The 13,281-nt window shown below is 57.2% G+C and carries 11 protein-coding genes; 5 read left to right on the top strand and 6 right to left on the bottom strand.

Annotated elements, in window-relative coordinates; genetic code table 11:
• The first annotated feature begins 102 nt into the window (after nt 1–102).
• A complete protein-coding gene (locus E2484_RS12595; protein WP_137285571.1) occupies nt 103–894 on the top strand; it encodes a 2-oxo acid dehydrogenase subunit E2 in 792 nt (263 codons plus the stop codon).
• A 205-nt stretch (nt 895–1,099) separates the two neighbouring features.
• Here E2484_RS12595 and E2484_RS12590 read toward each other — a convergent pair whose 3' ends face one another.
• Together E2484_RS12590 and E2484_RS12585 are read right to left on the bottom strand one after the other, a co-directional pair.
• Nucleotides 1,100–1,432, bottom strand: coding sequence for a DUF5789 family protein (locus E2484_RS12590; RefSeq protein ID WP_137285570.1), 333 nt, complete (start codon nt 1,430–1,432; stop codon nt 1,100–1,102).
• Nucleotides 1,433–1,642: 210 nt separating this feature from the next.
• Nucleotides 1,643–2,218: a hypothetical protein gene (locus E2484_RS12585; RefSeq protein WP_137285569.1), complete on the bottom strand. Its 576-nt coding sequence runs from the start codon at nt 2,216–2,218 to the stop codon at nt 1,643–1,645.
• 693 nt (nt 2,219–2,911) lie between these two features.
• On the opposite strand from E2484_RS12585, the gene E2484_RS12575 reads away from it, so the two are divergent.
• Complete coding sequence (locus E2484_RS12575; protein ID WP_137285568.1) at nt 2,912–4,114, top strand: plastocyanin; 1,203 nt, start codon at nt 2,912–2,914, stop codon at nt 4,112–4,114.
• 302 nt (nt 4,115–4,416) lie between these two features.
• Nucleotides 4,417–5,223 carry an SDR family NAD(P)-dependent oxidoreductase gene (locus tag E2484_RS12570; protein WP_137285567.1) on the top strand — a complete coding sequence of 269 codons (807 nt, stop codon included), beginning with the start codon at nt 4,417–4,419 and terminating at the stop codon, nt 5,221–5,223.
• A gap of 223 nt (nt 5,224–5,446) precedes the next feature.
• Here the strand turns inward: E2484_RS12570 and E2484_RS12565 are convergent, their stop codons facing one another.
• Nucleotides 5,447–6,682 (bottom strand): arylsulfotransferase family protein, encoded by a 1,236-nt coding sequence (locus tag E2484_RS12565; RefSeq protein WP_137285566.1) that lies wholly within the window; start codon nt 6,680–6,682, stop codon nt 5,447–5,449.
• Between the two features lie 301 nt (nt 6,683–6,983).
• Between E2484_RS12565 and E2484_RS12560 the strand changes: the two genes are divergently transcribed.
• Both E2484_RS12560 and E2484_RS12555 read left to right on the top strand, forming a co-directional pair.
• Nucleotides 6,984–8,882 carry a metallophosphoesterase family protein gene (locus E2484_RS12560; protein ID WP_137285565.1) on the top strand — a complete coding sequence of 633 codons (1,899 nt, stop codon included), beginning with the start codon at nt 6,984–6,986 and terminating at the stop codon, nt 8,880–8,882.
• Between the two features lie 170 nt (nt 8,883–9,052).
• Nucleotides 9,053–9,784, top strand: coding sequence for a right-handed parallel beta-helix repeat-containing protein (locus tag E2484_RS12555; RefSeq protein WP_137285564.1), 732 nt, complete (start codon nt 9,053–9,055; stop codon nt 9,782–9,784).
• Here E2484_RS12555 and E2484_RS12550 read toward each other — a convergent pair.
• From E2484_RS12550 to E2484_RS12540, 3 genes are all read right to left on the bottom strand, one after another.
• The gene (locus E2484_RS12550; RefSeq protein ID WP_321112591.1) at nt 9,719–10,924 is read right to left on the bottom strand and encodes a glycoside hydrolase 5 family protein; all 1,206 of its coding nucleotides are present in this window, start codon (nt 10,922–10,924) and stop codon (nt 9,719–9,721) included. The two genes, E2484_RS12555 and E2484_RS12550, sit on opposite strands and share 66 nt — an antisense overlap.
• Before the next feature lie 608 nt (nt 10,925–11,532).
• Entirely contained in the window at nt 11,533–11,718 is a 186-nt protein-coding gene (locus E2484_RS12545) for a hypothetical protein (protein ID WP_137285563.1), read from the bottom strand.
• Nucleotides 11,719–11,793: 75 nt separating this feature from the next.
• Nucleotides 11,794–13,167 (bottom strand): UDP-N-acetyl glucosamine 2-epimerase, encoded by a 1,374-nt coding sequence (locus tag E2484_RS12540; RefSeq protein WP_137285562.1) that lies wholly within the window; start codon nt 13,165–13,167, stop codon nt 11,794–11,796.
• Nucleotides 13,168–13,281 lie beyond the last annotated feature (114 nt).

The raw sequence follows: 13,281 nt of genomic DNA, 5'->3' as shown, positions 1-13,281 counted from the left end.
AGCACTACTTGAGTTGACGGGAGGATGGAAGGTCAGTTATCGCTGCGGTCGACCACCTCGGTCGGTGCGTACGGTTTTAATTCATGCTGTTTATGTGAGTCTATGAGCAATCGAGGCCCCGAAATCGTGCGCGTGTCTCCGCAAAAGCAGTTGACAGTGGATTATATGCGAATGGCGGGACACCGGAGTAACGTCCACGGACTCGTCGAAATCGACATCACCGATGCCAGGGAGCAGATCCGGACGATTGAGGAAGAGACCGGTACAAACCTCTCGTTCACAGCCTTCATCGTCTCCTGTTTGGCAGCCACCGTGGAGGAACAGCCACATGTCCACCGATACCATGATTGGCGGGGACGGATTTACGAATTCAAGGATGTGGATGTAAATGTCCTTGTCGAACGGGAGGTTGACGGCGAGCGAATCGGTGTCCCCCACGTCATCCGGGCGGCGAATCGGCGGACGGTCCGGTCAATTCACGATGAAATTCGACGCGTCCAGGCAGACACTACGACCCGTTCCGAGGCCAGAATCGCTAGGCTCGCCCGACGTCTTCCCGGTCTCATCCGCAGACAAATCTGGCGCCTCCCGCAGTGGTTCCCGTCACGGTGGAAGGACCTCGCTGGCACTGTCGCTGTCACCTCCGTCGGTATGTTCGGCACCGGAAACGGGTGGGCCATCAGTCCCACGAACTATACCCTCCAGCTCACTGTCGGCGGCATCGGAACCAAACCACGCCTGATCGATGGTGAACTCCGGTCCCGGGAGTACCTGAGCTTCACCGTCACCTTCGATCATGACGTCGTGGACGGAGCCCCAGCTACGCGATTCGTCCAGCGCCTCGGCGCACACCTGGAAGCCGGTACCGGTCTAGACGCCGCGTCTGCCGAGTGAGCAACCTCTCGACCGGTGGCCAAGACACCCTACCTCGTCCCACTCCCCAGAGTGCCTTAACGCTCTGAATTCTATATCTTGCACGGGCTTCTTCGACCTACCGGAATTCAGTAAAAACGCCGTGCTGAATAGAGGGCGCGAATGCAGCATCGAATCCAATTATACAGTCCCGACTAGCGAAACGGGGGTGATTCGGCCATCTCCATTAGCGATGTATTAGTCCCAGTATCCGGCTGCGAACGTCATCAGCGGAGTCGTACGTTTGGTTCTTGGTTAAGGAAAGCACTTCCTCGAGAGATTTCTCTCCGCTCTGAGTTTGGATCTCATAGTCGCCATAGGCCTCGACCAATTCATCCGTCGTGGTTGGATAGTCATGGGTTTCGAGTGCGTCATCAAGGTCACCAAGCTGTTCACTCGGGTCGCCGTGCTTCTGTTGGTCTTCAGTAGCACGGTTACGTCCCTCCTCTACCTCCCGCTCTGGCTGGCGTCGCTCTTCGTCATCCATTTCCCCGTCTTGGCTTTGATTGTCGTCTGCCATCCCCTGTCATAGGAGACCGATTCGGATAACGGTTCGGTTGCCCATCGGTGTAACCGCCGCGAGCAGAGTTTCTATTCATCTCTGAATTCACCCTCTGTATTCAGCACGCTTACAGAGACCTACCGAGATACTGTCAGTCGCGACGTGCTGAGTAGAGGGCACGTATTCAGCAATGAGGAACGAGGGGGTCTCGGGTTCGGTGCGTCACTCTCAACTCTGCTCGAACGGGACGATGAATGGTTTCAGCAAGCCTTTATCGGTAGGCCTGGGCACTTCGGAGACCCAGGCGTAGGCACCCGGGTTCAGGTCCACGTGGACGTACGCCGTTACGGGTTCACCCCCATTGCCGTCACCGCCATCGTCTCCTTGGCCATCGCTGTCTGTTCTACCCATCAGTTCCGGCGTTGAGATGTTTTGGACGCCGCCCAGAAACGTGCCCGGCTCGGTCCCGTCGGAGACGAGTTTATTCGGGTCCCTCCAATCCATCCAACCGTTCACGTCGTCGATGCTCGTGGTTTCGTCGAGACAGATCAGGTGAACGTCGTGTCCCACGCCGGTCGGGTACACCTGCGAATCCTCGAAGTGCACTGCCACCGTGTGCTGGCCGCCCCGCACATCTTCGTCAACGTCGATTCTACCTCTGCTCTCCTCGTCGTCACTAGTGTCGACCGACGAGAGTGAGAGTTCGATCGTTGCCTCTGGCTCCACCCCGTTCCGTTCGTCGGTGACAGTGAACTGGTCTACCATCCCGTTGTAGGAATGAAGCTCTCTATCCTCGTCTTTCATGTAGCACTCGATGATGTAGTCCCCGGGCTCCAGGTTCAGGGTCGTCCTCGCCGTCGTGGACGACTAGGAGTTCGTCGCTGTCCCCGAGTTGAGCGGCCAACTCCGCGCATTCGTCGGCCCACCTCGTCGTCGACAGGAGGACGCTCGTCGGCGGCCGGTCAGACATGACGGAAATTTCTGATGCTGAGTTGAAAATCGAACCGGTCACTGCCGTCCAGTACGTTCAGGACAAAACAGCTGTATTCATCACGCCCGTAGAAACCTATCACTCTGTGCGGGTTTCAAAAAAGCCACTACGGCCTATCGTTGCTGCACTCGCGCCCTCTATTCAGCACGCCGTTTCTGATAGCATGTGGGTAGGTCGGTAGCTGTCGTGCTGAATACGGCGGCTGTATTCATCAGACGGTCCAGGAATACAATTGTTCTCAAACTAGTCCAATATCTCCAAGTACTTCACACCACTTTTTTGACTTGATTACCAAACTGCATTGGAGATTACCGCGGTAGGGATGGAAAACCGCAACCAAATTCTAAATCTGCTTATATTAAAGTAATTGCCATTACTGTCCCTACACCCCTCAACCTACCTGAGTAACGTATTCGTGATATTGCTAAACAATAACACACATTTGTATTTGCTTGTGTTGATGGATTCGAGGCAGCGCGGAGTAACTGAACTAGGGGAGATTTGCAATGACACCACCCGACGAGGAAACGACCGAGGAATCAACCAACGGAACGACAGGCGAGTGGCCCGGCGTCGAGCGGCGACCGCTCCTGAAAGCGCTCGGTGTAGGGGCTGCGCTTTCGCTCGGCACCACCAGAACAACAGCCCAAGAAACGACGCCGTCAACCGACGAGGCCCAGATCGACGCGCTGTACGGTTACCCGACGCCGGACGCCAAGGACGTCCCAGCGGACCTCCAGCCGGATCACGAAGTCGAACTTCACATCGTGTTGAACGACCCAGAGAGCGGCCACGCATCGTTCTATGCCCACTTCGAGCCAACGGGCTTGCACGTGGATCCCGGCGATATCGTCCAGTTCACGTACGACTCCCCGGAGCACACCATCACAGCCTACCATCCCGGGCACGGCTTCCAACGGCGGGTGCCCGACGGTGTGCCGCCGTTCTCCTCGCCAGTCGTGAACGTCGACGGCGCCTGGCTCTACCGGTTCGAGGAAGCGGGCGTGTACGACCTGTTCTGTTCGCCCCATCACGTGTTCGGGATGAACATGCGGTTAGTCGTTGGCGATGCCGACGAGGGTGATCAGCCAGACTCCGTTGCGGAGAGTTGGGAGACTTGGGAGGAAGGCGATCCCTTCCCACCATGGGAGCCAGCGGGGCTCGAATTCGAACTCAACGAGTTCAGCGAGCAGAACGACGGCGCCGAGTGGGCGTGGCTGACACCGCAAGAGGTCCTCGACGCCCCCTCGCTTGACGTATCGCGGATTCAAGACCAGGGGACAGTGTCATTCGAAGCTGTGCTCGGCGATATCGATCGCTATCCTGATACACTCCCGGAGGCCGACGAAGCGGCGGCGACCGTCCAGGTCCGCGAACACTCTGAGCATGGTAGTATCTTGGTCGGCCCGGACGAGATGACGCTGTACATGTTCGACAACGACACTCAAGGCGCGGGCGAAAGCTCGTGTTCCGGCAGCTGTGCCGAGGCGTGGCCGGCGCTCACCGTTGAGGGTGAGCCCACCGCTGGCGAACAGGTCGAGGCCGAACTCACGACGTTCGAACGCGAGGACGGGTCGACCCAAGTCGCCGCGAACGGATGGCCGCTGTATTACTTCGCCAGGGATGAAGAGCCAGGTGACGCCAATGGGCAGGGCGTCAACGACGCGTGGTGGGTCCTCGGGTCGGACGGCACTCCTATTAAGTCTTAGTTACCGAACAGGGGAGAGTGGCGATATTTCTGCCAGGTCCCTCCCGCTTGGCCATGAGAATTGGTGGGGTTCTTCTATGGATATATTGTTAAGTATTACCATGATCCACTGAACTCGGGATTCGATTAACACCGATTGATAGATACGCGCCCTCTATTCAGCACGGCGTTTTTGACAGTTATTGGGTAAGTCGTTGTGGTGCGTGCTGAATAGAGGGCGCGAATTCATCATCAAAGCCAATAGTCAGTGGTATGTGGTAACTAATAACTAGCGGCCACAGTGAAGACGTAGAGGGGGCCACAATGACAGCAACACAGCGTACTGCCGAACACAACCGAACCGCTCTCATCACCGGCGCATCCTGGGGGATCGGGCACGAATTAACTAAACTGTTTACGAGCGATGGATACGATGTTGTGCTGGTTGCCCGGAGCCAAGACCGACTGGAGCAAATTTGCGCCGAACTTGAGGATGCTCACAACATTACGGCGACCGTGATCGCGAAGGATTTGTCCGTTCCGGGGGCGGCCGAAGAACTCTACGAGGCGGTCAGTGCAGAGGATATTCACGTTGACACGCTCGTCAATAACGCAGGGTTTGCGATATATGGACGGTTTTCCGAAACCGACCTGGAACGAGTCCGAGAATTAGTTCAGTTGAACCTCGTCACAGTCACAGAATTGACCAGACTTTTCGTCAGGCCCATGTGTGAGCGTGGGGAGGGACAAATCCTCAACGTCTCCTCACTCGCGGGCATGTATCCGATTCCAAAGGCGGCCATCTACGCGGCGACGAAGAGTTATGTGCTTTCGTTTTCGGTTGCGCTCGCCAATGAACTCGCCGAAGACGGCATCACGGTATCAGTTCTGTGTCCGGGAGAAACCGATACCTCAGTCCTCAAAAGGGGTGGGTTGCAGCATTCGGCGTTGCCCGAGAAGGACCTTCTCGATCCAGAGACAGTCGCAAAAACCGGCTATAACGGTCTCCAACAGGGACAAACAGTGGTAGTACCGGGAGGAATCAAGGAGAAATTGAGGCACCACCTGCCACGGATACTTCCGAAAACGAGGGTAGCAGCAACAGCGAAAGATTACTGGGAAAAGGAATGACTCTTCGCCGAACGTGAATCGTGCAAGATATACCCTCTATATCTTGCACGGGCTTCTTCGACATGCCGGAATTCAGTCAAAAACGCCGTGCTGAATAGAGGGCGCGTATCTATCACGCTGGCGATGACCAGACTGGCGAGTTGGTGGTGTGAATCAATTACCTAGCGCGTCAAACACTAGGGAAACCGGTCCAAGAGCAAATCCACGGTGTGTCCCTTGAACCTCACTCAAACTCTTCCGCCGATTCTCTATGACTAGTTCTGGCGGATTTCTCGGCGTGCCCGTTGATGGATTGAAGCAGCTGGTGGCACTCGACAAGCTCAGAGTGTGAGAATGAACTATTCGGCCTTGTCTCATAAGACCCGGTAGCGTTCTGATCCTGAATCGTTGGGCCACCACTTTCCCCCGGGTTCGTAACGCGGGCAACGTCGTAGACTAACCAGGGCGCAGCAACTTCCCAGACGATTCTACCGGTTGGCGTAACTTCGATTACACGATGGTTCTTCGTGTCTGCTATCAGCGTGTTTCCGTTCGCAAGGCGGTCCGCATCTCTCGGCCATTTCAGGTCGCCGGTAAGTGTCCACGTCCGGGTCCACCCGTGACCGTCAGTCAGGTCACAGTCTGGATTGGCGTATTCCACGATGCGGTTGTTGGTGCTGTCTGCGACGAGTAGCGTGGGCGTGTCGTTTGCGCTCTCGAGGTAGTCGGGGTTGTGCGGTCGGTTCAAAATCGTGTAATCGTTATCCGCCCCCAGACGCATTTCGATACGCTTCGTCGATCGATTGACAACGATGGCTTGGTCGAAGTTCCGTGGCGAAATCAGATATTCTCCCGGCCCAATCTTATCGACATCGTTGACGTGCGTCCATGCTCTCTCGTACGGTGCACCCTGTTGCTTCGTGAACGTGGTCTGCTCGTCGAACTGCCACTCCCAGACGATTTTCTCCTGCGACCGGTTATAGACGAAAATCCGAGCATCGTTCTCCTCCGTCGTCTCATTGTAGTTCCGCATGTTTGCGACGAGAATCTCCGTTCCATTATTAATGAGATCGGCATCATGCGTGTCGGCGATGTCGAATCTGGTCTCCCACACCGTCTTCTGGGTCCGAGGATTGAATTCGTAGACGACTGTTTTCCTATCTCGGATGGCCGCCGTGACGAAGAGATTCCCGTTTTCCATCGGGTCGACGTCGTAACTCCAGACGGCGTCATACTCCTCGGCATTGTGGTGGACCCACAGAACCTCTCCCTGTGGTCCGACTCCAACCAGCTTGGCGGGTTGTTTTCCACTCTCGTTATAGCCCTGAATGCTGAGAACGGTCGTTCCGTCTGCAGGTGATGTCATCGTTCCAATACAGGACTCCTCAGAAGAGGTAGGCAGGGCCATGACGGCTGACGCGGAAATGAAGAGAACACTGACAAAGAGTACCCCTACTCCCGAATGAAGGGTGGATCCCATACCACTGAGCTATCCATAATGCGAATCTTAGGCTTCACGGAAGGTTTCTGAGGGAAGACACGTTGATACCGCCACAGAGGTGTGGTGAATAACAGCTATGTTACGTGATTAAGAACGGAGATACGTATTTACGTTATCGCGGTTTCATCCTTCAGGCTATTCCTTCCATGGTCATCGGTAGAGTTCGAGTGGTTCACTTTCTCGTCCTTTTTCGAGGACCGACTGCCGAAATTACTATTGAGTTCGGTGACGGCTTGGTGCTAAGCGTCCGTTTTGAAGACGACGGACGACACGATAGTTCATGACTGGGGAAAAGGATCGCTTGACAGATGAGGGAATTAATCTGGAACCGTCACTCAATCGGCGTGATTTCTTGAAGTCTAGCGGAGCTACGGTTTCCTGTTCGTCACTTCGCCCGGGGGAAACCCGGCAATCGGAACAGGCCAACGACCAAGAAAGGGATAAACCCCCACAGCAGCCGCGTGAAGTTACTTCTGAGTGGTATGGACCAGAATCCGGCAAAGAGGACGTTTCTCCGCAAGAGGGTCATCGGTATACGGCACTCGACACCGGCTACGAATACTATGGGACGGGCTCAACGTGGAACACACGCTCCTTCGGAACTCCATTTCTGACTACTGACGAATTAGCTGTAACGCCCGTAAAAATCGGTCTCCTCGCTGATCCCCATTACCCCGGCCGTAACAAGGGGCTGGGGGCAGTCGGGGCTGAACAGACGGAACAGAAATTGGCGGAGTTCGTTGGCCATATGAACGACTGGGAGGCTGACCACGTCATTTTCATGGGTGACATGACGCATGAGCAAGGGACACGCGCGGACTCGCAGGCGGCAATCACCGCATTTCGTTCCCTCGTGGAAGAAACGCTGGATATGCCCACCCATATGGTCTGGGGGAATCACGAGTACGGCAACGCCGAGGACTGGGGGGCAGATTGGTCGTACGAGCCATGGGGAATTGCACAAACAGCGGAAACGTGGTACAGTGTTGACACCACTGTCGCAAAACTTCTCGTCCTCAATAACGGTTATTCCGAAAAGAACCGTGCGTTCACGCAGTTCCCGCAGGCAGAGATCGGCTGGTTGGAAAACGAGTTGCAAACCACCCGGAAACCAACCGTCGTCCTCTCTCACTTACCCCTTTCAATCGGGAACGGCGAAGCCTACGACCGAGCAGGAAACGAGGAGGAGGTCGCACAACTCCTGAGTCGGTACGACAACGTGATCTGTTGTCTCTTCGGTCATTGCCATCATGACAGCAATACGTCTACCAATCATCAGGGATTTTACCCGAACCCGTTCTTCGACCAACTTCGAGAACAACGGGCGTACGGGATGCGACACATCTACGTTCCGTGGATTCATCGCCTCCAGTGGAATCCGTCGTACACGCCCTACGGATTGCTCTACCTCTACCCGAATGGCCGTGCTCGCCTCGAAACACCGTATTCGGAGACCGACACGCGTGAAGTCGTGACGATTACGACCGGTGCCCACTCGGCGCAGTTCTCGGAGGACACGTATCTCCGCAACCCCGACAAGCACCTCCGATGGGAGACACACTTCGATTCCCTCGCCGGGTTCAGTCAAGAGACGACGGGAACGGGTCGAATCACGCTCACCGACCGTGGCGTGGAGCTCACTACACGACCGGTGACTGACGACCAGTCCACTGATACGAAGGCTACCGAAAGCAGAGCTCTACTCGGGAAACGCCGAGGATTTACGCAAACGCAAGACCCCGTACTCGGGGGGTGGACGAACTGTATCTGGCGGTGCTACGTCAAGTTCGAGGCAGTGCAAGACGCTACGGTCGAACTTCTCTGGGGGGCTCTCGAAACCGCATACGTCGGGTACCGAATCCGGGATGGAACTGTCATCGGTGTTCGTGAGGATGGCAGTGGAGAAGTGACTACTCGACCCATTAGACCGATTAAGAACGGTCAAACGGTACTCTTCCAACTCTACTATTCGGTCGAATTCGACCGTGTCGATTTCATCGTCGGCAAACGAGGGACTCGGCCAAAACACGGCTTAGCACTTGGGTCACCCCCGGATTCAGCCGCGACTGAAATCCTCTTCGCACGTATTTCGGCGCCTTCGTCAACCACGCACGAACAGTCCGTAATTATCGGTTGGGTCGAGGTCGATAAACATCCAGACCTCATGATTCGACAGTGATACGGGATATCGCCAGTTGGCAAACTACGGGTACCGAGCGTCAATAGCCGGCAGACTCGAAGATTGACACTGCGAGCGACCGGCCGACGATAGCCTACGATATCGGCCCAGCCGTCCGCTGAGGCGGACGCCCCGTTCCTTTTTGGTCTGCACCGTGGTTCCTTCGCCACATGCACGGTAGCGGTCCCTATCTGGTTTGGATAGGGATGCTTGTCATAGTGGGCTCGGGGGTTGCACAGCCAGTGACTGCTCCGGGTGTCTCCCCGCAGGGGGTGGACACCGCTTCAGGGCCCTCGAAGACAATTTCCGGCTGCACGACCGTCTCGGAGTCCGGCACGTACCGACTCACGAGGGACATCGTAGACGCTGACCTGGGCCGCAACTTCACGTTCAGCTCCGAGGCGTGCATTCGAATCGAAGCGAGCGATGTCCACCTTGACGGTGACGGCCACACCGTGAATGGTTTCGGAGTGACCGACACGACTGCGGTCCGGGTCGCCTCGTCACGTGAACTCGAAAACGTGACCGTTACTGACCTCACTATCACCGAGTGGAACCGGGCGATATACGTCCGAAACGCGAGCAACGTGACAATCAGTGACGTCAACTCAACCGGCAATACCTTTGGGTTCTACCTGGAGAACACTTGGAAGGTCACGGTTCGGGACTCGACTGCCTCAACTGGCTTCATCGGTGTGTACCTTCACAACGCCCGCTGCACATCACTCACGAATATGATGTTCGAATCCAACCATGCCGACGACGTCGTCCGGGAAGGTGAGTCACGTTGCTCACCGACGACGGCGCCGACGCGGCCGCCTGGGCCCCAACCGTCGCTACCCGTTCTTGACGGCCTCGGCCCACTCGGGCCACTTCTGTCGCTGTTCCCCGTGGAACTCTGAATCGCCCGACATCGCTTTAATCGCCCGGGCGTCGTCTAGACTCCATACCGCACCGTCTTCGTGGAATAAGCCGTTGAGCACGCCCTTGTGCCGCTGCGACCGATTGAACGCCGGTTTCACCATTAGCGACCAGAAGAAATTGCCGAAGCCTGCGGCATGGATATGCGGCGCCATCGAGGCGTAATTCGGGACTAGCTCGTCCTCTGCTGGCGCGGCGTGTGCGCCACGTCCGGAGCGGATGCGCTGCCACTCGGTCAACCACACGGGTGCCGCCGTGGACCTATCGACGATGGCGATTTGCCGAAGCGCGTCTGTGAACTCGCTCGCGTTAATCGGGAAGTTGTAGTGGAACTGCAGGATCTCGCACCCCTCATCGTAATACTCGATGTTGTTGATCATGCTCGTCGATCCGACGGTCAGCGGGACGCTCCCCCGATGTCGGTTGAGCGTCTTGAGCATGCTATGAGTGAATGCTGGCTTGTTCTTGAACCAACCGGGTTCGTTCATCACTTCGATGCCGAGCAACCGCTCATCGTCACCGTGACGGTCCATCACCCAGTTCACGAACCGCCGGGGTTCATCCCACCGGCGTCGGTTCTTGATGACCGAGGGGCCAGGCGAGGCGATAGACATCGCGGTTCGCGGATCCGTGTCCGTGAGGTTGTCGCGCGTCGGCGCGCCCCCAATCCCCTCGAACAGGATCAACAGCACTCGTAGGCCCTCGTCGGCGGCGGTCGACAGCAGGTGTTCGAGCTTCGCCGCGCAGGCACCCGGCTCTTGCTTCCAGTACTCGTAGTTCACCCAGGTGCGGATCGCGTTCAGGTTCACGCGGCCGGCGTAGCCGAAGTCGCGCTCGATCTCCTCGCGGTCGTAGTCGTCCCACATCTGATAAATATTGAAGGCGCGGGCCGGGACGTAGATCGCACCCCGGATGTCGACCGGCGGGAGGGAGGACCGCTGGTCATCCGTTGTAGCGGATCGCGGTGAACCGCTGTCGCGGCTGTCTCGCCCGTCGGAGGACGGGGGCTCAGTTCTCGACCCCCGGTTGGTCGGCGGTTCCCCCGGGTTCACCGCGGAGTAACCGCCGAGGGCGACGGAGAGACCGCTCGAAATCACCGAGCGGCGTGTGAATCGCTCCATGGCGCCCAGCCTACTACTGGTACGCGCAAAAGCCTATCTCGAGCTGTTTGACACGAATCTGTCGGCCGTCGCCATCGCGTTCATTGAGCAGAACTCGTTGCCATCTTCATCACCGAGAAATACCGTTCCTTCGTGCGGACCGACTTGATTCGTCTCTGTACGAGGGGTCTCAGTGATGAATATAGCCTCTGTATCTTGAATAGCCTTCCCCTACTTTGACATCTTCTTCCGGCTAAAGCCGGAGGAGGATGTCACGGTAGCGGTCGTACGCGGTTCAACTATCGACCGAAGGAGGAGAGGAAACTTCGACGGTGATTGCTGCCACCGTACCGGTGACGCTGCCGTACGTAAAAGCGAATTGTACGAATCTCCTGGGCTTTAAGATTCGTCCAAACTTTACAGTTCGCACGAGCTGTACGATTCGTAGAGTCCCGAGTTGACTAGTATAGTGTCGAAGCCGAACGAGATATCGACGGATATCGGTCGCTGGTTCGGTGGAGACGCGTTCGTAGAATCGAACGAGCACACGGCAACCGGTGTCTCGTATCGAGTCTCCGCTAACTCGTTTACTTCGAGCTCGACATCAGCGAGAACGCGATAGGAGTTTGCTACTCTTCGTCGCTGTCGATATCGACGCCTCGGTCGTCGAGGATGGCGCGAGCGAGTTCCTCCGGGTTGTTCGTTGCGACTTGAATTGCGGCGTCTTGAATCTCGTGTCCCGTTTCGTTTCGGACGCCGTGCTCACGGAGTAGCGGCTTCGCCTCGAAATCGACGGCGTCTTCGAACTCGGTCATGGGCCCGAAAGTTTCCGCCCATGTCCGTTGATGAAGCGTCGGTCTATACGACGGAAGCCATATAGATAGGAATTTTTACAGATACTCAAACTCTCTGTCGCCGCCGGACTCGAAGCCGAGTCGCCCGTCCGTCCAGTCGAAGACCCGGTCATCGGCGCGCGTCTTGAGGAACCTGACGATGCGTTCGCCCACGTCGCTACCATAGAGATTCTCGCCCGAGCGCATGCGCTCGCGGACCGCGTCCGTCTCGGCGACGTGGGTGATCATGTCGGCGACGAACTCGCCGTCGGTCGGCGGAACCAGGAGGTTCGTGTTAGCGTCGAACACCGTCTCCGGACGGTCGGTGTTGAAGCGGGCGGTGAGACAAATCGCCTCCTCAATGTGGTTGAGTTCTTCCTGCATGCTCCCGGAGTCGGTGAACTCGGCGAGACACTGCCCGGAGGCGAGGAACTCGTAGACATGGGCGTGTTTCTTCCAGAGCCCGGTGAACAGGAAGTTCCCGCGCTCGTCGGCCAATCGCTGAAGGCGCTCGCGGTATCCATAGTTGCGCAGGGCCTGCTCTGTGGCGGTCAACTCGACGAAGTTGACGTTGTAACCGCGCTCGACGAGTTCGATCACGCCCTCAACGATGGCGGTGAACCGCTCGGGTAGGAGGTTCGCCCGTCGGTGGATGTCGACGCGGATCCAGTCGTCGCGCGCCTCCAGCGCGGGGTAAACATCGAAGACGCTCTCGCCGTCGTGGTTGCGTTTCATCTCGATGGCGTCAACGACCGAGTTGCCGACCACCGGAATGCGCTCCTGCCCGTCCACCTCGCGGGGGTAGCCCTCGCGTTCAAGATGCTCGCGGTTCAACTCGACGGGCGCGAACTGGTAGATCGAGGCTGCGGAGCCGATGAAGGTATCGTACTGCTCGGGGAACGGTTCGGTCCGCTCAACGTGCCACTCGTTGTTCCACTGTTCGCTGATGACCGCTTCGGGGTCGGAGGTCGTCTCGTAGGTCGGCGCCATCCCGCGGAGACCGGCCTCGTTGTGCGCGACCTGCTGGTTCGTGGCGAACATCCACGCCTGCGGAAAGATGGCCGCGGCGTGGGTGTCGCCGTGGACCATCGGGAGGACGGTCGTGTCGGGCCACTCGTTGAGTTTCGCCGCCAGTTCCTTGACCGCGAGCATCATTTCGGCGGTTTTTTGGCTCAGATCACCTCGGATGCCGAAGTCGGCCGCGATGTGGGGTTCGAGACCGTACTCCTGAAGACCGTGGCCGAGCACCTCATCGTAGTGTTGACCGGTGTGGATCACGAAACAGGGGAGATCGTTGGCGTCGGCGGCGGCGACGACCGGCGCCTGTTTGTAGAAGTCTGGCTTCGTCGCCGTCACAACCGCGAGGACGAAGTCACCGCGGTTCATTTGCGCGGCGATGCGGTCCTCGTAAATCGTCGGAGATGCGTCCATAATGGTGGCTTTCGAGGAACCGAGTAATATGTTCCGTTATTGAAGGTAGCGTTTCACTAACCCCTGAGTCTGTATATGACGCTCTGCTAAACTTAGCCTCTCTATTCAGAACGT

The sequence above is a fragment of the Halorussus salinisoli genome (assembly GCA_005239435.1).
Lineage (GTDB): Archaea > Halobacteriota > Halobacteria > Halobacteriales > Haladaptataceae > Halorussus > Halorussus salinisoli.
This window is presented reverse-complemented; position numbering and strand designations above follow the sequence as displayed.